Consider the following 26,361-nt stretch of genomic DNA (forward strand, 5'->3'; position numbering starts at 1 on the left):
CACCACCCCCCCCCCCCCCCCCCCCTCTCCCCCCCCCCCCCCCCCCCCCCCCCCCCCCCCCCCCCCCCCCCCCCCCCCCCCCCCCCCCCCCCCCCCCCGCGGCACCTCAGGCGGACGTCCGTCCGGTCGCGGGAGCGGCGGCCGGAGCACCCGCCGGCGCACCTCCCTGCGCCGGGACCGGGGCCGCGGCGGCCGGGCGGCGGACCAGCAGCCCCACCGTCAGCGCACCCGCCAGACCCATCGCCCCCGACACCAGGAAGGTGTCCCGCAGCCCGCTCGCGAAGGCCGCGTCGACCCACTCCCGCGCCCCCGGCGCCGCCAGCAGCCGCCCCGCCCCGCCGGAGGCCAGGGCGTCGGCGAGCTCCCGGGGCCGCCCGCCGAGCCCGTCCGCCAGCCCGGCGTGGAACACCGCGCCCAGCACCGCGATCCCCAGCGCGGTACCCAGCTGCCGCGCGGTGTTCAGCACACCGCCGGCCATGCCCGCCCGGGCCGGGGCCACCGCCCCCATCGCGGTGGCGGCCAGCGCCGGGGTCGCCATGCCCACGCCCACACCGCCGACCAGCAGCCCGGGCGCCAGCGCGGTCCAGCCGTCACCCGCGTCCAGCATCCAGGCCTGGAGCAGCGCCCCCGCCCCGATCAGCAGCAGCCCGCCGCCGATCGTCAGCCGGGGCGGGGCCCCGTGCAGCAGCCGCCCGGCCAGCGCCGCGACGACGAAGCCGGCGAGGCTCATCGGCAGCAGCACCAGGCCGCCGCCCACCGGGCTCATCCCCTCGGCCGACTGGAGCCAGAGGGAGACGTACATCAGGTACGAGAACGCCGCGCCGGACAGCAGCAGCCCGGCGGCCATCACCGCCACGAAGACCGGGCTGCGGAAGAGCGACAGGTCGAGCATCGGGCGGGAGCCGCGCAGTTCGACGAGGACGAAGGCGGCGAAGGCGGCCACCGCGAGGCCGAGCAGGCCGAGGGTGGCGGGCGAGGTCCAGCCGTTCTCGCCGACCCGGATCAGGGCGTACGTCAGGGCCCCGGCCCCGACGGTGAAGGTGGCCATGCCGGGCAGGTCGAGGCCCCGCGCGCGCGGGTCGCGGGACTCGGCCACCGCCTTCAGGGTCACCCAGACGGCCAGCGCGCAGACGGGCAGGTTGATGAAGAAGATCCAGCGCCAGCCGAAGTGCTCGGTCAGGAGCCCGCCGATGATCGGCCCGGCTGCGGCGGCGGCGCCGTTGACCGCGCCCCACACGCCGAAGGCGACGCCCCGGTCGCGGCCCCGGTAGGCCGCGCCGAGCAGGGCCATGGTGGTGGCGAACATGGCCGCGCCCCCGATGCCCTGCACGGCGCGGAAGGCGATCAGCGCGGCCGGGCCGTCCGCGACCCCGCAGGCGAGGGAGGAGGCGGCGAAGAGGACCAGGCCGCCGAGGTAGACCCGGCGGCGGCCGATCCGGTCGGCGAGCGAGCCCGCGCCGAGCAGCAGGGCGGCCAGGGCGAGGGCGTAGACGTCCATCACCCACTGGAGGCCGGCGAAACCGGTGCGCATGTCGGCGGCCATGTCCGGGAGGGCGACGGTCACGATCGTGACGTCGACCAGGAGCATGAACGCCCCGAGGCACACCGCCGTCAGCGGCAGCCATTTACGCATGGGGGTTCTCCTCGGATCGGGGGTGGGGCGGGGAACGCCCCCGCGTGACCCCACGGTCGCAGCGGGCCGGTCCGGAACCCCACCCGCCGACCGCCGTCTGCCGGATTTCAATCACCGGCGAAGCCCCCATGATGGAAACCATGAATGAAGAGGAGCTGGACGGTCTCGACCGTTCCCTGATCCAGGCCCTGGTGATCGACGGCCGGGCCGCCTTCAGCCGGATCGCCGAGGTGCTGGAGGTCTCCGACCAGACCGTCGTACGCCGCTACCGCCGGCTGCGGAGCGCCGGCCTGATCCGGGTCGTCGGGCTGCCGGTGGGCAGCCGCGTCGGGCTGTTCGAGTCCTGGCTGCGGGTGCAGTGCGCCCCCGACGCGGCGCTCCCGGTGGCCGAGGCCCTCGCCCGCCGCCCGGACATCGCCTGGGTGACCATGAACTCCGGCGGCACGGAGATCCACTGCATGACCCGGGCCCGTACCCGCCGGGACCGCGACGCCCTGCTGCTGGACAAGCTGCCGCGCACCCGCCGGGTGACCGGCATCAGCGCCCACACCATCCTGCGGAAGTTCTTCGGCGGGCCCGACGCGTGGGCGGGCGTCGACGAGCTGCGCCCCGACCAGATCGCGGCCCTGCAACGCCCTCCGGCCGGGCCGGGGCCGGAGCGGTACGTCCTCGACGCCGCGGAGTCGGCTCTGCTGGCGGTGCTGGGCCGCGACGGCCGTGCGGGGTACCCGGAGCTGGCGCGCGCCACCGGGCTGTCGGAGTCCACCGCCCGCCGCCGGCTGGAGCGGCTGCGGGATCTCGGCGCGGTCTTCTTCGACGTGGAGTTCGTGCCCGAGCTGTTCGGCTACGAGGCGGAGGCGACGCTGGTGCTGACCGTCCCGCCGGCCCGGCTGGCGGAGGTGGGCAACGCGCTGGCGGGTCACCGCGAGGTGCCCTTCGCGGCGGCGGTGACCGGGGCGGCCTCCCTGATGGCGGTGGTGGTGTGCCGGGACACCGACGCCCTCTACACGTATCTGACCGAGCGGATCGGCGCGGTGGACGGCGTGGGCCAGGTGGAGGTGATCCCGGCCCTGCGCAGCGTGAAGCGGGCGGGGATGCTGGTCGAGGGCGGGCGGCTGGTGGATCCGCCGCCCGCCCCCTGATCCCGCCCGGCGCGGCTCAGCGCAGCAGTACGCCGCCCGGCGCGTCGGTGTCCACCGGGGTCGCGACCAGGCCCAGTTCGGCCGGGGTCGCCAGCAGCGGGTGCGTCGGCAGGATCCGTACGGTGTAGCCGAAGGGCCCGGTCCGGTCGAGCGCGAGCGGGCCCTCGTAGACCCAGCGCCCCTCCAGGTCGGGTCCGGCGGCGGGCTTGAGCGGGAAGGCCCGCCCGTCCCGGATCACGTCCTGGGCGTCGACCCGCCCGGCGACGGCCTGCACCTCCACGTCCTCCGGCGCGAGCGCGTCCAGCGCGACCCGCACCCGCAGCGTGAGGGTGGCGCCCAGTTCGGCGGTGCCCCCCACGGGCGCGGCGGCGACGGCCTCCACGTGCTCGACGGCGACCCGCGGCCAGGAGGCCCGGATCCGGCCCTTCCACCAGGCCAGTTCCTGCGCGGCGTCGGGGGTCAGGGCCCGGTGGGAGAGCGCGGCGGGGGCGTAGAGGCGTTCCACGTACTCCCGTACCATCCGCCCCGCGAGCACCTTCGGGCCCAGGGACACCAGGGTGCGCCGGACCATCTCGATCCACCGAACGGGCAGCCCGGCCCGCCCGTCCCGGTCGTAGAAGCGGGGCGCGACCCGCTTCTCGATCAGCTCGTAGAGGGATCCGGCCTCCAGGTCGTCGCGGCGGTCCTCGTCCGTGCCGAGCCCGTCGGCCGTGGGGATGGCCCAGCCGAAGTCGGGCTCGAACCACTCGTCCCACCAGCCGTCCAGCACCGACAGGTTGAGGCAGCCGTTGAGCGCGGCCTTCATCCCGCTGGTGCCGCAGGCCTCCAGCGGGCGCAGCGGGTTGTTGAGCCAGACGTCGCAGCCCGGGTAGAGCTTCTGCGCCATGGCCATGCCGTAGTCGGGCAGGAAGACGATGCGGTGGCGCACGCGCGGGTCGTCGGAGAAACGGACCAGCTCCTGCACGAGCCGCTTGCCCCCGTCGTCGGCCGGATGCGCCTTGCCGGCGACGACGATCTGCACCGGGCGGTCCGGGTCCAGCAGCAGCCGGCGCAGCCGCTCGGGGTCGCGCAGCATCAGCGTGAGCCGCTTGTACGAGGGCACGCGCCGGGCGAAGCCGATGGTCAGCACGTCCGGGTCGAGGACGCCGTCCACCCAGCCCAGTTCGGCGTCGGCGGCACCGCGCTGCTTCCACGAGGCGCGCAGCCGGTCGCGCACCTCCTGGACCAGCTGCTCGCGCAGGGCCCGGCGTACGTCCCACACGTCCTGGTCGGCGATCTGCGCGACGGCGTCCCAGCGGGCGGAGGAGCCCACGGCGAGGGCGTCCTCGGTCCGTCCGGCCCCGATCTGGCGGGCGCCGAGCCGCATGACCTCGGGGGCGACCCAGGTCGGGGCGTGCACCCCGTTCGTCACGGAGGTGATGGGGACGTCGGCGGCGTCGAAGCCCGGCCAGAGCCCGGCGAACATGCCCCGGCTGACCGCCCCGTGAAGGGTGGAGACCCCGTTGGCGCGCTGGGCGAGGCGCAGGCCCATCACGGCCATGTTGAACACCCCGGGGTCGCCGCCCGGGTAGGGCTCGGCGCCCAGTTCCAGGATCCGCTCGACGGGTACGCCGGGCAGTTCGCCGCCGTCGCCGAAGTGCCGGGCGACCAGGGAGCGCTCGAAGCGGTCGATGCCGGCGGGCACGGGGGTGTGCGTGGTGAACACGGTGCCGGCGCGCACGGCTTCGACGGCCGCGTCGAAGCCGAGGCCCTGCTCGCCGTCGAGTTCCCTTATGCGTTCCAGTCCGAGGAAGCCGGCGTGTCCCTCGTTGGTGTGAAAGACCTCGGGGTCGGCGTGGCCGGTGATCCGGCAGTACGCCCGTACGGCGCGGACGCCGCCGATGCCGAGCAGCATCTCCTGGAGGAGGCGGTGGTCGCTGCCGCCGCCGTAGAGCCGGTCGGTCACCTCGCGGGCGCCGGCGTCGTTGTCCTCGACGTCGGAGTCGAGCAGGAGCAGCGGCACCCGCCCGACGCGGGCCTGCCAGATGTGCGCGTGCAACGACCGCCCGCCGGGCAGGGCGAGAGACACCCGGGCGGGGACGCCGTCCTCCTGCCGCAGCAGGGACAGGGGCAGCTCGTGGGGATCGAGCACCGGGTAGTGCTCCTGCTGCCAGCCGTCGCGGGAGAGCGACTGGCGGAAGTACCCGTGCCGGTAGAGCAGGCCGACGCCGATGACCGGGACGCCGAGGTCGCTGGCGGCCTTGAGGTGGTCCCCGGCGAGGATCCCGAGGCCGCCGGAGTACTGGGGCAGGGCGGCGGTGATGCCGAACTCGGGGGAGAAGTAGGCGATGGCGGCGGGGAACTCCGCGGCGTTCTCGCTGGTCTGGTACCACCTGCCGCCGTGGAGGTAGTCGTCGAGGTCGGCGGCGGCCACGGCGAGCCGCCGCAGGAACCGCCGGTCGGCGGCGAGTTCCTCCAGCCGGGAGGCGGGCACGGCGCCGAGCAGCCGGACGGGGTCGCCGCCGGCGGCCTGCCAGCCCTCGGGGTCGACGGATTGGAAGAGTTCGCGGGTTTCCGTATGCCACGACCAGCGCAGGTTGCGCGCGAGGTCGGCGAGCGGCATCAGGGGTTCGGGGAGGACGGGGCGCACGGTGAATCGACGGATAGCCTTCACACGTTCCACCTTCGCAGGGGATGACGGATCGGAGCGACCGCACCACGCTGTGCACCCGCGCGTCGCCCCCGGAAGGCTAGCGGCGGAACCCCTCCCCGGCCATCCCGCCTCCGCTGCGGGAGGGGGGCGGGCCGGGCTCGAAGAGCGGTGCCGCGCCGTGCACCCGGGGCCGGGGCGGGGGCGGCCGCACGCCCCCGGACCGGCTCGCCGGCCGCCGGCCCCGTCAGGGCCCGGGCTCGTCCGTGGCCAGCCGCGCGTGCAGGTGTTCGTCGTGCCGGCCGTCCTCGTGCAGCAGCGCCCCGCGCATGGTGCCCTCCAGGGGGAAGCCCGCCTTGAGCGCGACCGCGCAGGAGGCCGGGTTGGCCACCGAGTGGCAGATCCGCAGCCGGTGCAGCCCGGCCTCCTCGAACGCCCAGCGGGACACCGCGGTCACCGCCTGCGGCATCACCCCGCGGCCGCGCCCCCGGGGCAGCAGCCAGTAGAGGAACTCCGCGGCCCCGCCCCGCGGGTCGAAGTCCGCGAGGCCGACCAGCCCCACCGCCCGGTCCGCCTCGTCCGCGACCGCCCAGATCGCCGCCGCCTCCTCGGCCCACTGCCGGTTCCAGCGCGCGATCCGTGCCGCCGCCTCGTCCGGGGTCATCGGCCCGGGCCGGTTCCAGTGCCGGATGTCCGGATCCTCGTACGCGGCCGCGCGCACCGGGGCGTCGGCCTCGCGCCAGGGCCGCAGCAGCATCCCGCAGGGGAGGCCGAACACCGGCTGAGGGGTCCCGCCCCATGGGGCGGGAGGGGCTATGGGGGCTCGCGTGACGAGGGTGTTTTCGCTGTCCATCGGCCCATCCTCACCGACTTGACGGAGCCTCTGCGGATGCCGAGCCGTTCCTTGGTCGTCCGCGTCCACTACGTACGAGTAGTTAACCGACGGCGCGGATTGGGCGGGGTGAGAGTGGGAAGGGCTGTGCGGGTACACGCGGTACACGCACGGCGCACCCGCCCACAACCTTTCCCCGCCACCCGAGTGAACGCGGACAGGAGCGGCCATGCCCGCAGCCCAGCCGTCTTCCGAGCGGCTAGAAACAGAGCGAACAGAGCGTGCACTACCAGCCGTGACTCCGGCTGGCCCGTCACCGAGCCCTGCGAACTGCCCCCAGGTGATCCCATCATGATCGGTCGCATTCCCGTGCTGGACGTCCGCCCCGCCGTCGACTGCGGCGCCAGACCCGCCAAGGCGGTCGTGGACGAGGTCTTCGAGATCTCCGCCACCGTGTTCCGAGAGGGCCACGACGCCGTGGCCGCCCATGTCGTACTGCGCGACCCGAGCGGGCGGCTGCGCCCGCCGGTGCCGTTGCGGGAACTCGCCCCCGGCACCGACCGGTGGGGTGCCCGGGTCTCCGCCGAGGTCGAGGGGAGGTGGACCTACACCGTCGAGGCGTGGAGCGATCCGGTCGCCACCTGGCGGGCCCACGCCGCGATCAAGATCCCGGCCGGCCTCGACACCGGGCTGACCCTCCTCGAAGGCGCGGAGCTCTACGAGCGCGCCGCCGCCAAGATCCCCAAGCGGGACGGGCGCGAGGCCGTACTGGCCGCGGCCGACGCGATGCGCGACGAGGACCGGCCGGCCGCGCAGCGGTACGAGGCCGCGCTCGCGCCCGCGGTGGACGCGGCGCTCGCCCGGCGCCCGTACCGGGAGCTGGTCACGGCCGCCAAGCCGCTGCCGCTGATCGTCGAACGCAAGCGGGCCCTCTTCGGTTCCTGGTACGAGATGTTCCCCCGCTCGGAGGGAGCGGTGGTGGAGCCGGGCAAGGCCCCGGTGAGCGGCACCTTCCGCACCGCCGCCGAACGGCTGCCGGCCATCGCCGCCATGGGCTTCGACGTCGTGTACCTGCCGCCGGTCCACCCCATCGGGTCCACCTACCGCAAGGGACCCAACAACACTCTTTCGGCTGGTAGTTGGGACCCGGGTGTGCCCTGGGCCATCGGTTCCCCGGAGGGCGGCCACGACGCGGTCCACCCCGAGCTCGGCACCCTGGAGGACTTCGACGCCTTCGTGGCGCGCGCCCGCGACCTCCGGATGGAGATCGCCCTCGACTTCGCCCTCCAGTGCTCCCCCGACCACCCCTGGGTGGAGAAGCACCCGGAGTGGTTCCGCCACCGCGCCGACGGGACGATCGCGTACGCCGAGAACCCGCCGAAGAAGTACCAGGACATCTTCCCGGTCCACTTCGACGCGGACATGGCCGGCATCGTCGAGGAGACGGTCCGGATCCTGCGGCACTGGATGGACCACGGCGTCCGGATCTTCCGGGTCGACAACCCGCACACCAAGCCGGTCGTGTTCTGGCAGAAGGTGATCGCGGAGATCAACAAGTCCGACCCCGACGTGATCTTCCTGGCGGAAGCCTTCACCCGCCCCGCGATGATGCGCGCGCTCGCCTCCGTCGGTTTCCAGCAGTCGTACACCTACTTCACCTGGCGCAACACCAAGGCCGAGCTGACCGAGTACCTGACCGAGCTGTCCGGCGACCGTTCGGCGTCCGTGATGCGGCCGAACTTCTTCGTCAACACGCCCGACATCCTCCACGAGTACCTCCAGCGGGGCGGCCGGCCCGCCTTCGAGGTCCGGGCGGTCCTCGCCGCCACCCTCTCCCCCACCTGGGGCGTCTACGCGGGCTACGAGCTCTGCGAGAACACCCCGGTCCGGGAGGGCAGCGAGGAGTACCTGAACTCCGAGAAGTACGAGCTGCGCCCGCGCGACTGGGCCGCCGCCGACCGCGACGGCAGCTCGATCGCCCCGCTGATCACCTCCCTGAACCGGCTGCGCCGGCGCAATCCCGCCCTCCAGCAGCTGCGCGACATCCACTTCCATCCGACCGACAACGAACAGGTGATCGCCTATTCGAAGCACTCCGGCGGCAATTCCGTACTGGTGGTCGTCAACCTCGATCCGCACCACACCCAGGAGGCGACGGTCTCGTTGGACATGCCGGTACTCGGCCTCGACTGGCACGGGTCCCTCGCGGTGCGCGACGAGCTCACCGGCGAGACCTACCACTGGGGCAGGGCGAACTACGTGCGCCTGGAACCGGGCCGAACGCCCGCGCACGTCCTGGCCGCCCTGCGACCGTCCCCGCCCACCGGAGGGTCACCCACCACATGATGATCAACGATCCCGTCCACGACACCTTCGAGGACACCCCCGCCAAGGACCGCGACCCCGACTGGTTCAAGCGGGCGGTCTTCTACGAGGTCCTGGTCCGCTCCTTCCACGACAGCAACGGCGACGGCGTCGGTGACCTCAAGGGGCTCACCGCCAAACTGGACTACCTCCAGTGGCTCGGCGTCGACTGCCTGTGGCTGCCGCCGTTCTTCGCCTCGCCGCTGCGCGACGGCGGCTACGACGTCTCCGACTACACCTCCGTACTGCCCGAGTTCGGCGACCTCGCCGACTTCGTGGAGTTCGTGGACGCCGCGCACACCCGCGGCATGCGGGTGATCATCGACTTCGTCATGAACCACACCAGCGACCAGCACGAATGGTTCCAGCAGTCGCGCAAGGACCCCGACGGGCCGTACGGGGACTACTACATGTGGGCCGACAACGACAAGCAGTACCAGGACGCCCGCATCATCTTCATCGACACCGAGACCTCCAACTGGACGTACGACCCCGTCCGCAAGCAGTACTACTGGCACCGCTTCTTCTCGCACCAGCCGGACCTCAACTTCGAGAACCCGGCCGTGCAGGAGGAGATCATCTCGGCGCTGCGGTTCTGGCTCGACCTCGGCATCGACGGGTTCCGCCTCGACGCCGTGCCCTACCTCTACGCCGAGGAGGGCACCAACTGCGAGAACCTGCCCCGCACCCACGAGCTCCTCAAGCGGGTCCGCGCCGAGATCGACGCGCACTACCCGGACACCGTGCTGCTCGCCGAGGCCAACCAGTGGCCCGAGGACGTCGTCGACTACTTCGGCGACTTCGCCAAGGGCGGGGACGAATGCCACATGGCGTTCCACTTCCCCGTCATGCCGCGCATCTTCATGGCCGTGCGAAGAGAGTCACGCTACCCCGTCTCCGAAATCCTGGCCAAGACCCCGGCGATCCCGGACGGCTGCCAGTGGGGCATCTTCCTGCGCAACCACGACGAGCTCACCCTCGAAATGGTCACGGACGAAGAGCGCGACTACATGTACGCCGAGTACGCCAAGGACCCCCGGATGCGGGCCAACATCGGCATCCGGCGCCGGCTCGCCCCGCTCCTGGACAACGACCGCAACCAGATGGAGCTGTTCACCGCCCTGCTGCTGTCGCTGCCCGGCTCGCCGGTGCTCTACTACGGCGACGAGATCGGCATGGGCGACAACATCTGGCTCGGCGACCGCGACGGCGTGCGCACCCCCATGCAGTGGACCCCGGACCGCAACGCCGGTTTCTCCTCCTGCGATCCGGGCAGGCTGAACCTGCCGGTCATCATGGACCCGGTCCACGGGTACCAGGTCACCAATGTCGAGGCGGCCATGGCGTCGCCCTCCTCACTGCTGCACTGGACCCGCAGGCTGATCGAGATCCGCAAGGCCAACCCGGCCTTCGGCCTCGGCTCGTACACCGAACTGCCCTCGTCCAACCCGGCGGTGCTCGCGTTCCTGCGCGAGTTCGGGGACGACCTGGTGCTGTGCGTGCACAACTTCTCCCGCTTCGCGCAGCCCACCGAACTGGACCTGAGGTCGTTCAACGGGCGGGTCCCGGTGGAGCTCACGGGTGACGTGCGCTTCCCGCCGATCGGCGAGTGGCCGTACCTGCTGACCCTGGCGGGCCACGGCTTCTACTGGTTCCGGCTCCGCAGCGACCAGCGCGCCGACTGACGGACCCGCTACGGGGCGGGCACTCCTTTGGGTCAACGGCCCGCCCCTGTACGGATCATCCTGACCCGACACACGCACATACCGGAGAAGCAACTGCCGCGCATCCGGGACACTCTGCGCATTCTGTGACGGCCCGGGGAAAGGACGCGACGCCATGTCGGAGGCTGCATCCGCCCGGAGTCGGCTGACGCCCGCCCGGGCCGGCGGAACCGCCGGGACCGCCGGAGCACCAGGGTCCGCAGGGACCGCCGCGCTGGAACCGATGCTGAGGGACTGGCTGCCCGCACAGCGCTGGTTCGCCGGCAAGGGGCGCCGGATCGGCACGATCGAGGCCGTCTCGGCGGCCGAACTGCTGCCGCCGGGCTCCGCCCCCGGACTGCTGCACCTGCTGCTCGACGTGGACGGGGACTGCTACCAACTCCTGCTGGGCATCCGCCCGTCCCCGCTCCCGCCCGCCCTCGCGCCCGCCCTGATCGGGCACGCCGAGAGCGGCCCGTACGCCGGCCGGGCCGTGTACGAGGCGCTGGGCGACCCCCGGCTCGCCTCCCTGCTGCTGGAACGGCTGCGCTCCCCCGGGACACTGGGCCCGCTCCGCTTCGACCGGGACCCGGACACGCCGGTCCAGGCCGGGCTGCCGCCCCGGCCCTTGTCCGGGGAGCAGACCAACTCCTCCCTGATCTACGGGGATTCGTACATCCTCAAGGTGTTCCGCCGGGTCGGCCCCGGGGTCAACCCGGACCTGGAGCTGCCCAGGGCCCTGGCCGCCGCCGGCTGCGCCCGGGTGCCCGCACCGGTCGCCTGGTACGAGGCCGAGCTGGCCGGAGGAGAACCGTTGACCCTGGGCGTGCTCCAGCCCTACCTGCGCGGCTCCGACGACGGCTGGCAGCTGGCCCTGCGCAGACTCGGGGCCGGGGCCGACTTCACCGCCGAGGCGCACGCCCTGGGCCGGGCCACCGCCGAGGTGCACAGCACCCTCGCGACCGCGCTGCCCACCCTGGCCCTCGGCCCCGAACAGACCGCCCGGCTCGCCGCCGGGATGACCGCCCGGCTCGCCGCCACCTGCCGCGAGGTGCCCGCGCTGCGGCCGTACGAGGCCGGGCTGCGCGGCGCCTTCGACGCGCTGGCCGCCTCCCGGGGCGCCGGGGTCCCCGCCCAGCGCATCCACGGGGACCTGCACCTGGGCCAGACCCTGCGCACGGCCGACGGCAGCTGGGCCCTGATCGACTTCGAGGGGGAGCCGGCCCGGCCGCTCGCCGACCGCCGCCGCCCCGAACCGGCGGTCCGCGACATCGCCGGGATACTGCGCTCCTTCGACTACGCCGCCCGCTCGCACCGGCCCTTCGCCCCCGCCTGGGCCGACGCCTGCCGGACCGCGTTCTGCGAGGGCTACGCCCGCACCACCGGCCGCGACCCGCGCGAGGACCCGGTGCTGCTGCGCGCGTACGAGACCGACAAGGCGGTGTACGAGGCCCGGTACGAGTCCCGGCACCGCCCCGACTGGCTGCACGTCCCGATGGCGGCGATCCGCCGGCTGTCGGAACCCCAGCGGCCCGCACACCGCATGCCCCCGCCGACTCCCGGCACCACCCCCACCCCCCATCCGAAGCCCCCGAGGAGGCCGCTCGCGTGAGCGCCGCACGACAGCCGTCACCGACCGTCCGCGAGGAAGCCGTACCCGTACCCGAACCCGCGAAGCGGGCCCGCGCGCCTCGGGCCCGCCGCGCCGCCCCGCCCCACGGGGTCCGGCCGGCGCCCGCGCTGGACGCGGAGGAACGGGCCCGGCTGCTGGAGGGCCTCCACCACGACCCGCACTCGGTGCTGGGCGCCCGCACGCAGCGGGGCGGGGTGGCCTTCCGGGTGCTGCGCCCGTACGCGAAGGCCGTCACCATCGTGGCCAAGGGGCTGCGGGCCGAGCTCTTCGACGACGGGGACGGGCTGTTCTCCGGGCTGCTGCCGCTGACCGGGGTGCCGGACTACCGGCTGCTGGTGACGTACGAGAGCGACGAGGTCGAGGTCCACGACCCGTACCGGTTCCTGCCCGCCCTCGGGGAGCTGGACCTGCACCTGATCGGCGAGGGCCGGCACGAGGAGCTGTGGACGGCGCTGGGCGCCCGGCCGATGGAGCACCAGGGCGTGGCCGGCACCCGCTTCACGGTGTGGGCGCCGAACGCCCGGGGGGTGCGGGTCACCGGGGACTTCTCGTACTGGGACTCGGTGGCCTACCCGATGCGCTCGCTCGGCGCGAGCGGGGTGTGGGAGCTGTTCCTGCCCGGGGTCGGCGAGGGCACCCTGTACAAGTACGACATCACCCGCCCGGACGGCGGCCACACCCTGCGCGCCGACCCGATGGCGCAGTACGCGGAGGTCCCGCCGGCGAACGCCTCGGTGGTCACGGCCTCGCGGTTCGTGTGGCAGGACGCCGAGTGGATGGCCACGCGCGGCGCCCGCGCGGCGCACCAGGCTCCGCTGTCGGTGTACGAGCTGCACCTGGCGTCCTGGCGGCCGGGGCTCACGTACCGGCAGCTGGCCGACCAGCTGCCGGCGTACGTGAAGGAGCTCGGCTTCACCCACGTGGAGTTCATGCCGGTCGCCGAGCACCCCTTCGGGGGGTCCTGGGGCTACCAGGTCACCGGCTTCTACGCGCCGACCTCGCGGATGGGCACCCCGGACGACTTCCGGCTGCTGGTGGACTCGCTGCACCGGGCCGGGATCGGAGTGATCGTCGACTGGGTGCCCGCGCACTTCCCGCGTGACGACTGGGCCCTCGCCGAGTTCGACGGGCGTCCGCTGTACGAGCACCAGGACCCGCGCCGGGCCGCGCACCCGGACTGGGGGACGCTGGAGTTCGACTACGGGCGCAAGGAGGTCCGCAACTTCCTGGTGGCCAACGCCGTCTACTGGTGCCAGGAGTTCCACGTGGACGGGCTGCGCGTGGACGCGGTGGCCTCGATGCTGTACCTGGACTACTCGCGCGGCGAGGGCGAATGGTCGCCGAACGAGCACGGCGGCCGGGAGGACCTGGACGCGGTGGCGCTGCTCCAGGAGATGAACGCGGTGGTCTACCGGCGCTGCCCGGGGGTGGTGACCATCGCGGAGGAGTCCACGGCCTGGGACGGGGTCACGCGGCCGACGGACGCGGGCGGGCTGGGCTTCGGCCTGAAGTGGAACATGGGCTGGATGCACGACACGCTGCGGTACGTGTCCAAGGAGCCCGTGCACCGCAAGTACCACCACCACGACATGACCTTCGGGATGGTGTACGCCTTCAGCGAGAACTACGTGCTGCCGATCTCGCACGACGAGGTGGTGCACGGCAAGCGCTCGCTGGTGTCGAAGATGCCGGGCGACTGGTGGCAGCAGCGGGCCACGCACCGCGCGTACCTGGGCTTCATGTGGGCCCACCCGGGCAAGCAACTGCTGTTCATGGGACAGGAGTTCGCACAGGGCTCGGAGTGGTCGGAGACGTACGGGCCGGACTGGTGGCTGCTGGACTCCTCCTATCCGGCGGCCGGCGACCACCGGGGCGTGCGCGACCTCGTGCGCGACCTGAACCGCGCGTACACGGCGGCCCCCGCGCTGTGGGAGCGGGACACGGTGCCCGAGGGTTTCGCGTGGGTGGAGGCGGACGCCGCCGAGGACAACGTGTTCGCGTTCCTGCGGTACGCGCAGGACGGCTCGCAGCTGCTGTGCGTGTCGAACTTCTCCCCCGTGGTCCGGCACGGCTACCGGATCGGGGTGCCGGAGGAGGTGCCGCTGTGGCGGGAGGTCCTCAACACCGACCGGGAGGAGTACGGCGGGAGCGGCGTCCACCACGGCCGGCCGCTGCGCCCGGAGCCGGTACCGGCCCAGGGGCGTGCGGCGAGCCTGCGGATGACGCTCCCGCCGATGGCGACGGTCTGGCTCAGGCCGTGACCGGCGCCAGCGCCTCGTCGAGCTCCTGAAGCAGCCGGCGCTTGGGCCGGGCCCCGACGATCTGCCGGACGGGCTCGCCGTCGCGGAAGAGGAGCATGGTCGGCATGGACAGCACCCCGTAGCGCGTGACGGCTCCGGGGTTGCCGTCCGCGTCGATCTGGACGACCTTGAGGCGGTCCGCCCGCTCGGCGGCCACGGCGGAGAGCACCGGGGCGAGCTGACGGCAGGGGCCGCACCAGTCCGCGGTGAACTCCACCAGTACGGGCCGGCCCCGCTCGGCCAGCACCTGCGCCTCGAAGTCGGCGTCGGTCACTTCCGCCACACCCTTGGCGTGGATCATTTCCGTTCCCCTCTCGTCAGCCGGTCATCTCACAGCGCGGCACGGCCTCCCCGGCGGCCCGCTCGGCCGCCGCCAGCTGGCGCGCGACCTGGTCGCGGACGTCGGCCAGCTGGCCGATCAGCCCGTCCAGCTCGGCGAGCTTGCGGCGGTACACCGCGAGCGAGGCCGGGCAGGAGTCCCCGGCCGGGTGGCCGGCGCGCAGGCATTCGACGAACGGCCGGGTCTCCTCCAGTTCGAAGCCGAAGTCCTGGAGGGTCCGGATCTGGCGCAGCAGGCGCAGGTCGTCCTCGTCGTAGTCGCGGTAGCCGTTGCCGGTCCGCCGGGCCGCGAGCAGTCCGCGTGATTCGTAGTACCTGAGCGTCCGGGTACTGGTCCCGGCCCGCTTCGCCAGTTCGCCGATGCGCATGGACCGACCGTATTCCTTGACGCCGACGTCAAGGGAAGGCCGGGCGTTCACCTGGAAGGTCCGGGGGGGCGGGGGCCCTCGCCACCCCCGTATGCGAGGGCCCCCGCCATGGATCACGGACGGCGGGCTCGACCGGTTCACGAGCTGTGACCGGGATCACTCCCCGGGCTTCCCGGGTCACCTGAAATGGAGTGGCTTGATCCGTACGCTGACCCCACTGCCTTAAATGGATCTTCCCATGACCCGATTACCGGACAGTCGCCGGGAAAACCGCCCAAAGTCATGAACTGCATAGGACTTTCCTACGAGTTATGGGCTTGTTTGAATAGTCTGTAGTCGTCGCAGCTCGGCCACTTCTACCGTGTGCCCTGTGCACTCCAGCCCACCTTTCAATGCCCCCGCCGCGCGTCGCCTGCGCGCGGCCCTGGGCATGGCTCCCGGTCATGTCGCCTACGGCCTGCGGGCCCAGTACGGACTGCTCGTCGCACCAGAGACCGTGATGGCCTGGGAGCGGGGCGAGCAGTCGCCGACCTCCGCCGAGCTCACGGCCCTGGCCGGCGTGCTCTGGTGCTCCCCCGGGGAGCTGCTGGCCGAGCCCGTCACCCTGCGGGAGCACCGCATCGCCCGGGGCCTGGACCCCGAGGACCTGGCCCGCCGGATCGGGGTCGAGGCGAACGCGTACCGGAAGATGGAGGACACCGGGCGCTGGAAGGGCAACGAACGCCAGTCCGCCGCCCTCGCCTCGGTACTCGGCCTGACCCTGGCGCAGTTCGTGACGGCGACCGGCAAGCACGAGGAGCTCGCCGACCTGCTGCGCAGCGCGGCCACCACCCGCTGGCAGGCCTACGTGAAACCGCTGGGCAAGCTGCTGCCGGTGCCCAGGGCCCACCTGGAGCGGGTCCTGGAGCTCCTCTACAACGACTACCAGTCGCGGATGGTGGCCACCCTCGGCTGGGGCGGCGCCGAGGGCGCGGCCGGCACCGGCGACGCGGGGCGGGAGTTCCTCGCGGAGATCACGGACCGGTTCTGGGCCCTGACCGGCGGTGCCTGATCCGGCACGGCGCGCCGGGCGCGCGGCGGCCCCGGAGGCTTCCCGGGGGAGGCGCGCCGGGGCCGTTCGGCGGGGGATCCGGGACGCAGGTCCCGGCGGGAAGGACCGGTCCCCCGGTCAGAAGACCGACTCGGCCTCGTACATCCGGTGCTCGGGGACGGTCTTGAGCTCGGTGACGGCCTCGGCCAGCGGGGCCATCACGATGTCGGTGCCGCGCAGGGCGGTCATCTTGCCGAATTCCCCGCGGTGCACGGCTTCGACGGCGTGCCAGCCGAAGCGGGTCGCGAGGACCCGGTCGTAGGCGGTGGGCACGCCGCCGCGCTGGACGTGGCCGAGGATGACCGGGCGGGCCTCCTTGCCGAGGCGGTGCTCCAGCTCGATGGCCAGCCGGTTGCCGATGCCGGCGAAGCGCTCGTGGCCGTACTGGTCGATGGCGCCCTTCTCGTACGGCATGGAGCCGGCCGCCGGGTGCGCGCCCTCGGCGACGCAGACGACGGCGAACTTCTTCCCGCGGGCGAACCGTTCCTCCACCATCTTCACCAGGGCGTCCACCTCGAAGGGGCGCTCGGGCAGGCAGATGCCGTGGGCGCCTCCGGCCATGCCGGACTCCAGGGCGATCCAGCCCGCGTGACGGCCCATGACCTCGACGACCATCACGCGCTGGTGGGACTCGGCGGTGGTCTTGAGGCGGTCGATGGCCTCCGTGGCGACCGTGACGGCGGTGTCGAAGCCGAAGGTCCGGTCGGTGGAGGAGATGTCGTTGTCGATGGTCTTCGGTACGCCGACCACCGGCATCCCCGCGTCGGCCAGCATCCGGGCGGCCGTCAGGGTGCCCTCGCCGCCGATCGGGATCAGCGCGTCGATGCCGTAACGCAGCGCCAGCTCGTGGGCGTTCTCGGCGGCTTCGTGCAGCCGCGCGCGCTCCATGCGCGCCGAGCCGAGGATCGTGCCGCCGCGGGCCAGGATGCCGCTGACGGCATTGATGTCGAGGGGGCGGTAGTGGCCGTCGAGGAGGCCCTTGAATCCGTCCTCGAAGCCGATGACCTCGTCCCCGTGTCCGACCAGGGCACGGTGTACGACCGACCGGATGACAGCGTTCAGGCCCGGGCAGTCGCCGCCTGCGGTGAGAACTCCGATACGCATCGTGCTGTGTCTCCTGCCGTACATATGAAGGGCGTATTTGATGACGCCTGTCCGATTGTTCCATGTTCCGAGAGGGGTGCGCGCTCGGCACTGCTCCACCCACCAGGCCTTTCGGCCCTCCTGCCCGGACCTTTTCCCGGGGGCGCTCTAACCACTGACGGAGGTATTGTCAAGAGGTCGAGGCACACTGATCAGACATCCACTGCATGGGACGGAGAGCACGCGTGACGCGCAGCGTGTACGTGACCGGTATCGAGCGGGGAGACGGCCGGCAGGTCGTCGAACTGGGGATCATGGAGCTCCTGACCCGGCAGACGGGCCGGGTCGGCGTGTACCGCCCCCTGCTGCACGACGGGCCGGACCGGCTCTTCGACCTCCTGCGGGCCCGCTACCGGCTCGACCAGGACGCCGCGACGGCCTACGGCATGGAATATCACGAGGCCTCCGCCATCCTCGCCGAGAAGGGCACCGACGAGCTGGTCTCCCGGCTGGTCGACCGCTACCACCGGGTGGCCCGGGACTACGAGGTCATGCTGGTGCTCGGCACCGACTACGCCGACACCAACCTGCCCGACGAGCTCGCGCTGAACGCCCGCCTCGCCAACGAGCTGGGCGCGGTCGTCATCCCCGTCGTCGGCGGCACCAAGCAGCCCGCCGAGGCCGTGCGCGCCGAGGCCCAGAGCGCCCACCGGGCCTACGAGAGCCTGGGCTGCCACGTCGTGGCGATGGTCGTCAACCGGGTGGCCCCCGAGGACCGCGACGTCATAGCCGAGCGGCTCGCCGCCCGCCTCCCCGTGCCCTGCTACGTCCTGCCCGACGACAAGAACCTGTCCGCCCCGACCGTCGCCCAGATCACCCGGGCGCTCGGCGGCGAGGTGCTGCTCGGCGACGACGCCGGGCTCGCCCGCGACGCCGTGGACTTCGTCTTCGGCGGCGCGATGCTGCCCAACTTCCTGAACGCCCTGACCCCCGGCTGTCTGGTGGTCACCCCCGGGGACCGGGCCGACCTGGTGGTGGGCGCGCTCGCCGCGCACGCCTCGGGCACCCCGCCGATCGCGGGCGTGCTGCTGACCCTGAACGAGCGCCCGTCCCAGGACGTCCTGACGCTGGCCTCGAAGCTCGCCCCCGGCACCCCGGTGGTCTCCGTGGCCGGCAACAGCTTCCCGACCGCCGCCGAACTCTTCTCGCTTCAGAGCCGGTTGAACTCCGCGACCCCGCGCAAGCTGGAGACCGCGCTCGGCCTCTTCGAGCGGCACGTGGACACCGCCGAACTGCGCGGCCTGCTGTCGGTGGCCCGCTCCGAGCGCGTCACCCCGATGATGTTCGAGCACGAGCTGCTGGAGCGGGCCCGCTCCGAGCGGCGCCGCGTGGTGCTGCCCGAGGGCACCGAGGAGCGGGTGCTGCGCGCCGCGGACGTGGTGCTGCGCCGGGGGGTGTGCGACCTGACCCTGCTGGGCGAGGAGCAGGCGATCCTGAAGAAGGCCGGCGACCTGGGCGTCGACATCTCGGCCGCGCAGCTGATCGACCCGGCGGTCTCCCCCCTGCGGGAACGATTCGCCGAGTACTACGCCAAGGCCCGCGCGCACAAGGGCATGACCGTCGAGCTGGCCCACGACGTGGTCACCGACGTCAACTACTTCGGCACCCTGATGGTCCAGGAGGGCCTGGCCGACGGCATGGTCTCCGGCTCGGTGCACTCCACCGCCGCGACCATCCGCCCCGCCTTCGAGATCATCAAGACCAAGCCCGAGGCCTCGATCGTCTCCTCCGTCTTCTTCATGTGCCTGGCCGACCAGGTCCTCGTGTACGGCGACTGCGCCGTCAACCCGGACCCGGACGCCGCACAGCTCGCCGACATCGCCGTGCAGTCGGCGGCCACCGCCGCCGCCTTCGGTGTCGACCCGCGGATCGCGATGCTCTCGTACTCCACGGGCACCTCGGGCTCCGGCGCGGACGTGGAGAAGGTCCGCAAGGCCACCGAGACCGTCCGCGAGCAGCGCCCCGACCTGCTCATCGAGGGCCCGATCCAGTACGACGCCGCCGTGGAGCCCTCGGTCGCCGCGACCAAGCTGCCGGGCTCCGAGGTGGCCGGCCGGGCGAGCGTGCTGATCTTCCCGGACCTGAACACGGGCAACAACACGTACAAGGCGGTGCAGCGTTCGGCCGGCGCCGTGGCGGTCGGCCCGGTGCTCCAGGGCCTGCGCAAGCCGGTGAACGACCTCTCGCGCGGCGCGCTGGTCCAGGACATCGTCACCACCGTGGCGATCACCGCGATCCAGGCGCAGTCGCAGTCCCGGCCCCAGGCCCAGTGATCCCCCCACCGCACCCGAAGGAAAGACCCCCCACCGTGACCGCAACGCGCGTACTCGTCCTCAACTCCGGCTCCTCGTCGGTGAAGTACCAGCTGCTCGACATGGCCGACCACTCCCGCCTCGCCGCCGGCCTGGTGGAGCGCATCGGCGAGGAGACCTCCCGCCTCGTGCACGAGCCGCTCACCGGAGCCGGAGCCGAGGGCGGCAAGCGCGAGCGGCTCGGCCCGATCGCCGACCACGGCGCCGCCCTGCGGGCGGTCGCGGCCGAGCTGGCGGCCGACGGGCTGGGCCTGGACTCCCCCGAGCTGGCGGCCGTGGGCCACCGGGTGGTGCACGGCGGGACCCGGTTCACCCAGCCGACGGTCATCGACGACGAGGTGCTCGCGGAGATCCGCAGCCTGATCCCGCTGGCCCCGCTGCACAACCCGGCGAACGTGACCGGCATCGAGGTGGCGCGCGAGCTGCGCGGGGACCTGCCGCAGGTGGCCGTCTTCGACACCGCCTTCCACGCGACGATGCCGGAGCACGTGGCGCGGTACGCGATCGACGCGGCGACCGCCGACAAGTACGCCATCCGGCGGTACGGCTTCCACGGCACCTCCCACGCCTACGTGTCGCGCGCGACCGCGGCACTGCTGGGCCGGGCGGTGGAGGACGTGAACGTGATCGTGCTGCACCTGGGCAACGGCGCCTCCGCCTCGGCGGTGCGGGGCGGGGTCTGCGTGGAGACCTCCATGGGCCTGACCCCGCTGGAGGGCCTGGTCATGGGGACCCGTTCCGGCGACCTGGACCCGGCGGTGATCTTCCACCTGGCCCGGGTGGGCGGGCTCTCCGTCGACGAGATCGACTCGCTGCTCAACAAGAAGAGCGGTCTGCTGGGTCTGTGCGGCGACAACGACATGCGCGAGGTGACGCGGCGCGCGGGCGAGGGCGACGAGGCGGCCCGCCTCGCGCTGGCGGCCTACGTCCACCGTCTGAAGAAGTACATCGGCGCGTACACGGCGGTCCTGGGACGGGTGGACGCGGTGGTGTTCACGGCGGGCGTCGGCGAGAACGCCTCCGCCGTGCGGGAGGCCGCGATCGCCGGTCTGGAGGAGCTGGGCCTCGCGCTGGACCTGGAGGCGAACGCCGAGCGCTCCCCGGAGCCCCGGCTGATCTCCCCGGACTACGCGCGGGTGGCGGTGGCGGTGGTCCCGACGGATGAGGAACTGGAGATCGCCTCCCAGGCGTACGCGTTGGTTACCCAGTAGTCACTTGGACTTTCCGCCAGACGGAATATTCCGCTACGAAACAAACGGATAGGATCCGCTTCATGCGCCGTTCCAAAATCGTCTGCACGCTGGGCCCCGCCGTCGACTCGTATGAGCAGCTGAAAGCGCTCATCGAGGCAGGTATGAACGTGGCCCGATTCAACTTCAGCCACGGATCCCAGGCAGAACACCAGGAGCGGTACGACCGCGTCCGGAAGGTCTCCGAGGACACCGGGCGTGCGGTCGGCGTCCTCGCCGACCTCCAGGGCCCCAAGATCCGCCTCGAAACCTTCGCCGAGGGTCCCGTCGAGCTGGTGCGCGGTGACGAGTTCACCATCACCACCGAGGACGTCCCGGGCGACAAGTCCATCTGCGGCACCACCTACAAGGGCCTCCCGGGCGATGTCGCCAAGGGCGACCAGGTCCTGATCAACGACGGCAACGTCGAGCTCCGGGTGACCGAGGTCGACGGCCCCCGGGTCAAGACCATCGTCATCGAGGGCGGTGTCATCTCCGACCACAAGGGCATCAACCTGCCCGGCGCGGCCGTGAACGTCCCCGCCCTGTCGGAGAAGGACGTCGACGACCTGCGCTTCGCCCTCCGCATGGGCTGCGACATGGTCGCCCTGTCCTTCGTCCGCGACGCCAACGACGTCAAGGACGTCCACCGGGTCATGGACGAGGAGGGCCGCCGGGTCCCCGTCATCGCCAAGGTGGAGAAGCCCCAGGCCGTCGAGAACATGGAGGCCGTCGTCGCGGCCTTCGACGCGGTCATGGTGGCCCGCGGCGACCTGGCCGTCGAGTACCCGCTCGAAAAGGTCCCGATGGTCCAGAAGCGGCTCATCGAGATGTGCCGCCGCAACGCCAAGCCGGTGATCGTCGCGACCCAGATGATGGAGTCGATGATCACCAACTCCCGCCCGACCCGCGCGGAGGCGTCCGACGTCGCCAACGCCATCCTCGACGGCGCCGACGCGGTCATGCTGTCCGCCGAGTCCTCGGTGGGCGCCTACCCGATCGAGACCGTCAAGACGATGTCGAAGATCGTCACGGCGGCCGAGGAGGAGCTCCTCTCCAAGGGCCTCCAGCCGCTGGTCCAGGGCAAGAAGCCGCGCACCCAGGGCGGCTCCGTCGCCCGCGCGGCCTGCGAGATCGCGGACTTCCTCGACGGCAAGGCCCTGGTCGCCTTCACCCAGTCCGGCGACACCGCCCGCCGCCTGTCGCGCTACCGCGCCACGCAGCCGATCCTGGCGTTCACGACGGACGTGAACACCCGCAACCAGCTCACGCTGAGCTGGGGCGTCGAGTCGGCCATCGTCCCGCACGCCGACAGCACGGACGCGATGGTCGACCTGGTGGACGCCGAGGTGCTCAAGCTCCAGCGCTTCAACCCCGGCGACACCATGATCATCACGGCCGGCTCGCCCCCCGGCGTCCCGGGCACGACCAACATGGTCCGCGTCCACCACCTGGGCGGCGGCACCGCACCCGACGCCTGAAGGCCCGAGGCCTGACGCCGACCGCCTGACTCTGCCGCACAGAGACCGAGGGCGGCACCCCGGACTTCCGGGGTGCCGCCCTCGGTGCTTTCCGTTGCCTGCGGCTACCGGCCGGTAGTTTCGGCCGAAACCCAGCGTGTGTGGCCGAAAACGCACTACCGACGGTAACCCGGTCGTGAAACGCTCGAACCGCCTTGGGGGAAGGCGAACGGGGTTGTGCACCTGACCCGTGCACACAGGGGGAATCGACCATCTTTGCTCCACCGTGCCGCTGCCGCATGCCGCGGTGGCACGGCCGTGCGTACGCGCCTTCCTTCGGGCTGACCAAAACCCCTGAAGACAGGCAACAAGCACGTGCAGAGAACCACCCTCCTGCGGGGCAGGAGTCGCGCTTCCCGCGACGCCCTGCGGCGCGGACTGGCAGGCACCGCCCTGCTCACCGCCTCCGCGGTACTCGTCGGCCTCATCCAGGCCGCCCCCGCCGGCGCGGTAGAGGTCCCCCCGGACAACGAGCCTCCGTACCGGCCGATCAGCCTCGGCGAGCAGGCCCGCCTCGACCGGTGTGCGGGCGGTTTCGCCCTGCACATCGGCGGCCCCGAGATGAAGAAGACGGCGGCCACGGCCCTCACCGGTCCCGCCGCCGACCTGGCCACCGCGACGGACCTGGCCACCGGGATGTACCCGCTGGACCAGGCCCGGATCAAGGACCGCGACTCCTACGAGGGCTCCCCGGTGGCCTCGGCCGAGCGGCGGGAGCGCTGGGAGAAGGCCAACTACCCGTACTGGAAGTCCGGCACGGGCGCGGGCATCGACCAGTACGCCCCCAAGTTCGACAAGGACGTCGTCGCCTTCACCCTGGGACCCCAGCGGGACCTGTACAACCAGCTGGGCTCCGACGCTCACGCCGTGCCCTCGAAGCCCGCCCTCGACAAGGCGAAGGCTCTCGCCGCCGAGCTCAAGGGCAAGGACGAGAACCACGACTTCGTCACCAACTCGATGCTGAAGGACGCGTCGAGCGGCAACTACCGCATGCCGACCGCGAGCGACATCGCCCGCTACCTGCGGCTCGGCGGTTACATGCAGAAGACCCCCGCCGAGGACTCGGCCGAGTTCCGCCTCGAGGTCGAGGCGCTGAAGGTCGCCTGGGGCGCGTGCGACAGCCGCAACCCGCTCGACTTCTACCGGGTCATGTCCCCGATCGTCGTCACCGCGCACCTGGAGTGGGAGAAGGAGTACGCCACCCAGGCCAAGCCGCGTGCGGAGATCGTGAACGCCGAGGTCGCGGCCGCGGCCGAGGTGCGCGAGTCCACCGAGGCCATGATCGAGGCGCTGGGCCAGGCGTGGCTCGCCGACCAGATCCTGACCTGGCAGAAGTACTGGGCCGGCCAGCCGGCGTCGAGCCGCCCCGCCGCGTCCGTGTTCACCCAGGCCACCAAGGACCTGGCCACGGCCCGCACCAAGGCAGCCGAGCAGGCGAAGAAGGCGGCGGCCTCCGCCGCGTCCGCCAAGACGGCGTCCGAGAAGGCCGACACGGCGCAGGACGCGGCGTGGGCGCTCGCCGACGCGGCCAAGGCTCCGCGCGGGCGGGGCCTGCTCTTCGCGCAGCAGTCCGTCCAGGTCGCGAAGGCCTCGGCCGCCGCCGCCCAGGCCGCGGCGAAGGCCGCCGAGACGGCGTCGAACGCCGCCAAGGCCACCGTCGCGGACAGCAACACCCTGTACGCCCTGGCGCAGACCCAGTCGCACGCCCTGAACACCGAGTTCCGCCGGGTCGCCGCCCAGGAGGCCGCCGCCCAGGCGAAGGCCGCCGCCGCGTCGGCGGCGGCCCAGGCCAAGGAGGCCGCCGACAACGCCGCCAAGGCGAAGGCGGCGCAGGCCAAGGCAGAAACCGCCCGGGACACGGCGAAGACGGCCGCCGACAACGCCAAGGCCCAGCGCATCAAGGCCGAGCAGGAACGTGACCTCGCCAAGGCCGAGCACGCCAAGGCCACGGCGGAGCGGAACAAGGCGCTGGCGGCGGAGAAGCGCGCCACCACCGAACGCGAGGCGGCGGCCAAGGCCCGTACCGCCGCCGAGTCCGCCGGCTCGACCGCCGCGGACAAGCTGGACACCGCCGAAGGCGCCGAGAACCGGGCGGCCATCGCCCGTGACGCGGCCGCGCAGGCGGAGCGCGACATGCGGGCCAAGGACGCCCGCGCCGCCGCCCTGGAGTCGGCGGCGGCCGCCGCCGAGGGCACCGCCGCCGCCGGCGACAGCCGCAAGGCCGCGACGGAGGCCCGCGCCGCGGCCAACACCGCGAAGGGCGCGGCGGACCGTGCCCGCACCGCCGCCGACGAGGCGGGCTCCGCAGCCGTCGAGGCCCGTGCCGCCGCCACCCGGGCCGAGGGCGCCGCCGCCCGCTCGCAGGCCGCGTACGAGAACGCGAACTCGCAGTGGTGGACCAGCTACGCGGCCGCCCAGACGGCCCACGCGGCCGCCGCCGAGGCCATCGACGCCTCGGACGCCGCCTCCGCGAACGCCGTGAAGGCGGAGGCGGAGGCCAAGAAGGCCCAGGCGGCCGCGGTCCAGGCCAAGAAGGAGGCGGCCGCGGCCCAGGACGAGGCCGAGAAGACCTCGGCCTGGTCCGCGGTCACCGCCGGACACGCCTACGCGACCGCCCAGGCGGCCATGGCCGCCCGCGACTCGGCCGCGGAAGCCGTCAAGCCGGCCAACACCGCCATCGCGGCCGGCACCCCGTACCGGGAGTCCGACTCCGCCGCCGCCTTCGCGGTCCTGGTGGGGCAGTCCGCCAAGTCGCTCGCCGAGCAGCAGGCGGCGGCGGCCACCGCGAAGTCCGAGGAGGCCGCCAAGGCCGCGGCCGCCGCCAAGGCACTGGCCGACAAGGCCTCCGGTGACGCCAAGCTCGCCGCCCAGGCTTCCGCCGCCGCGGCTGCCGACACCGCCGCGGCACTGAAGTCGGTCGCCGCGGCGCGTGCCTCCGCCGCCACGGCGGCCAAGGCAGCGGCGGCCGCCAAGGCCGCGGAGACCAAGGCGACGGAGTACAACTCCCAGGCTGGTGCCGAGGTCCTCCTCGCCGGAAACGCCTCGCGGGACGCGGCGAGCGAGGCAGCGGCCGCCAACAGCGAGGCCACCGAGGCGGAGAAGAGCGCCGCCAACGCCCGCACCGCCGCCAACGCGGCCAAGAAGGACTCCGACGCCGCGAACACCGCGGCCACCAAGGCCGAGTCGGACGCGAAGGCGGCGGAGGGTGCCGCGGCCAACGCCCAGCAGTCGGCGAAGGACGCCGACGCGTCGGCGGACCGCGCCGAAGAGGCCCTCCGCAAGTGGCAGGAGGAGCAGCGCGCGGCGCAGATCGCGGCCTCCAAGCAGGACGGCGGTCCCGGCTACGGCGGCGCGGACCTGAACCTCAGCCAGGAGGAAGCGCTGCGCAAGGCCTGTGGACAGGCCTGCGTGGACGAGTACAAGGCCGCCTTGGAAGCGGCCAACAAGGACGTCATCGACTGGGTGGTCGAGAACGGCGGCCAGATCCTCCTCGACGTGCTGGGTGTCACGGCCGCGAAGAAGTGCTTCTCCTCCTGGGACGTGGAGAGCTGCCTGTGGACGGCACTGAACGTCGTCCTCGTCGGCGCCCTCGTACTGAAGATCCCCCAGGTCGCGGTGGCCGTGACCAAGGTGGCGGTCGGTCTCGGCGGCTACTTCCGCGCGACGGCGGCAGCCGCCCAGACGCTGGCCCGGCTCAAGCCGATCGCCCAGGTGAGCGCGCACGTGGAGTTCGGTGCGTACACCACCACCACGGCGGTCACCGAAGCCGTCGTCAACATGAAGCGGGCGATGACGGCCGGCGGCTGGCAGTGGACGATCAACACCGGTCACGGCTTCCACCGGGCCCACTCCTACCGCAAGGGCGAGCAGGCCTTCGACGCGCTGAACACCACGCACCTGACGGCCGACCAGATCGAGAAGGCCCTGATCCTCAAGACGCTGGAGCACATGGGCACGGGCGCGAGCATGGAAGGCTTGCAGAAGCTGTACGTCACCATCGACGGGATCAAGATCAAGGGACACATCATGAAGGTCGGTGAGAACCTCATCTCCATCTCGACGTACGTCCGGGTCGGCTAGCCCGCCGCCAGGCGCTGCCGCGCACACGGCACCCCTCAGGCACA

At 72.7% G+C, this 26,361-nt stretch carries 16 protein-coding genes; 10 read left to right on the forward strand and 6 right to left on the reverse strand.

What is annotated here, in order from left to right; genetic code table 11:
* Positions 1-106: 106 nt before the first annotated feature.
* Positions 107-1,633: an MFS transporter gene (locus tag ACZ7IF_RS20410; RefSeq protein WP_470973056.1), complete on the reverse strand. Its 1,527-nt coding sequence runs from the start codon at positions 1,631-1,633 to the stop codon at positions 107-109.
* A gap of 140 nt (positions 1,634-1,773) precedes the next feature.
* On the opposite strand from ACZ7IF_RS20410, the gene ACZ7IF_RS20415 reads away from it, so the two are divergent.
* Positions 1,774-2,775, forward strand: coding sequence for an Lrp/AsnC family transcriptional regulator (locus tag ACZ7IF_RS20415; protein WP_470973058.1), 1,002 nt, complete (start codon positions 1,774-1,776; stop codon positions 2,773-2,775).
* A 16-nt stretch (positions 2,776-2,791) separates the two neighbouring features.
* Here ACZ7IF_RS20415 and glgP read toward each other — a convergent pair whose 3' ends face one another.
* Both glgP and ACZ7IF_RS20425 read right to left on the reverse strand, forming a co-directional pair.
* Positions 2,792-5,428, reverse strand: coding sequence for an alpha-glucan family phosphorylase (gene glgP, locus ACZ7IF_RS20420; RefSeq protein ID WP_470973060.1), 2,637 nt, complete (start codon positions 5,426-5,428; stop codon positions 2,792-2,794).
* A 223-nt stretch (positions 5,429-5,651) separates the two neighbouring features.
* Positions 5,652-6,257, reverse strand: coding sequence for a GNAT family N-acetyltransferase (locus tag ACZ7IF_RS20425; protein ID WP_470973063.1), 606 nt, complete (start codon positions 6,255-6,257; stop codon positions 5,652-5,654).
* A gap of 330 nt (positions 6,258-6,587) precedes the next feature.
* Between ACZ7IF_RS20425 and ACZ7IF_RS20430 the strand changes: the two genes are divergently transcribed.
* The 4 genes from ACZ7IF_RS20430 to glgB all read left to right on the forward strand — a co-directional run bounded on the left by ACZ7IF_RS20430 (position 6,588) and on the right by glgB (position 14,197).
* Entirely contained in the window at positions 6,588-8,582 is a 1,995-nt protein-coding gene (locus tag ACZ7IF_RS20430) for an alpha-1,4-glucan--maltose-1-phosphate maltosyltransferase (protein ID WP_470973065.1), read from the forward strand.
* Positions 8,579-10,285: a maltose alpha-D-glucosyltransferase gene (gene treS / locus ACZ7IF_RS20435; RefSeq protein ID WP_362459543.1), complete on the forward strand. Its 1,707-nt coding sequence runs from the start codon at positions 8,579-8,581 to the stop codon at positions 10,283-10,285. Before ACZ7IF_RS20430 ends, treS begins: the two co-directional genes overlap by 4 nt.
* A gap of 154 nt (positions 10,286-10,439) precedes the next feature.
* Positions 10,440-11,915, forward strand: coding sequence for a maltokinase N-terminal cap-like domain-containing protein (locus ACZ7IF_RS20440; RefSeq protein WP_470973068.1), 1,476 nt, complete (start codon positions 10,440-10,442; stop codon positions 11,913-11,915).
* The gene (gene glgB, locus ACZ7IF_RS20445; protein ID WP_470973070.1) at positions 11,912-14,197 is read left to right on the forward strand and encodes a 1,4-alpha-glucan branching enzyme; all 2,286 of its coding nucleotides are present in this window, start codon (positions 11,912-11,914) and stop codon (positions 14,195-14,197) included. The genes ACZ7IF_RS20440 and glgB overlap by 4 nt, the downstream gene beginning before the upstream one ends.
* On the opposite strand, the gene ACZ7IF_RS20450 is transcribed toward glgB, so the two are convergent.
* Both ACZ7IF_RS20450 and ACZ7IF_RS20455 read right to left on the reverse strand, forming a co-directional pair.
* Positions 14,187-14,537 (reverse strand): thioredoxin family protein, encoded by a 351-nt coding sequence (locus ACZ7IF_RS20450; RefSeq protein WP_470973072.1) that lies wholly within the window; start codon positions 14,535-14,537, stop codon positions 14,187-14,189. The genes glgB and ACZ7IF_RS20450 overlap by 11 nt on opposite strands.
* 16 nt (positions 14,538-14,553) lie before the next feature.
* A complete protein-coding gene (locus ACZ7IF_RS20455; RefSeq protein WP_470973074.1) occupies positions 14,554-14,943 on the reverse strand; it encodes a MerR family transcriptional regulator in 390 nt (129 codons plus the stop codon).
* 430 nt (positions 14,944-15,373) lie between these two features.
* On the opposite strand from ACZ7IF_RS20455, the gene ACZ7IF_RS20460 reads away from it, so the two are divergent.
* Complete coding sequence (locus ACZ7IF_RS20460; RefSeq protein ID WP_470973076.1) at positions 15,374-15,994, forward strand: helix-turn-helix domain-containing protein; 621 nt, start codon at positions 15,374-15,376, stop codon at positions 15,992-15,994.
* Between the two features lie 117 nt (positions 15,995-16,111).
* Here the strand turns inward: ACZ7IF_RS20460 and ACZ7IF_RS20465 are convergent, their stop codons facing one another.
* The gene (locus ACZ7IF_RS20465) at positions 16,112-17,137 is read right to left on the reverse strand and encodes an ATP-dependent 6-phosphofructokinase (protein WP_470973078.1); all 1,026 of its coding nucleotides are present in this window, start codon (positions 17,135-17,137) and stop codon (positions 16,112-16,114) included.
* A 224-nt stretch (positions 17,138-17,361) separates the two neighbouring features.
* Here ACZ7IF_RS20465 and pta point away from each other — a divergent pair, with 224 nt between their 5' ends.
* From pta to ACZ7IF_RS20485, 4 genes are all read left to right on the forward strand, one after another.
* The gene (gene pta, locus ACZ7IF_RS20470) at positions 17,362-19,449 is read left to right on the forward strand and encodes a phosphate acetyltransferase (protein ID WP_470973080.1); all 2,088 of its coding nucleotides are present in this window, start codon (positions 17,362-17,364) and stop codon (positions 19,447-19,449) included.
* Between the two features lie 35 nt (positions 19,450-19,484).
* Positions 19,485-20,699, forward strand: coding sequence for an acetate kinase (locus tag ACZ7IF_RS20475; protein ID WP_470973082.1), 1,215 nt, complete (start codon positions 19,485-19,487; stop codon positions 20,697-20,699).
* Between the two features lie 62 nt (positions 20,700-20,761).
* Positions 20,762-22,198 carry a pyruvate kinase gene (pyk, locus tag ACZ7IF_RS20480; RefSeq protein ID WP_470973084.1) on the forward strand — a complete coding sequence of 479 codons (1,437 nt, stop codon included), beginning with the start codon at positions 20,762-20,764 and terminating at the stop codon, positions 22,196-22,198.
* Positions 22,199-22,552: 354 nt separating this feature from the next.
* A complete protein-coding gene (locus ACZ7IF_RS20485) occupies positions 22,553-26,317 on the forward strand; it encodes a hypothetical protein (protein WP_470973086.1) in 3,765 nt (1,254 codons plus the stop codon).
* The last annotated feature ends 44 nt before the right edge of the window (positions 26,318-26,361 follow it).

This window comes from Streptomyces sp. NPDC037421, from assembly GCF_055602105.1.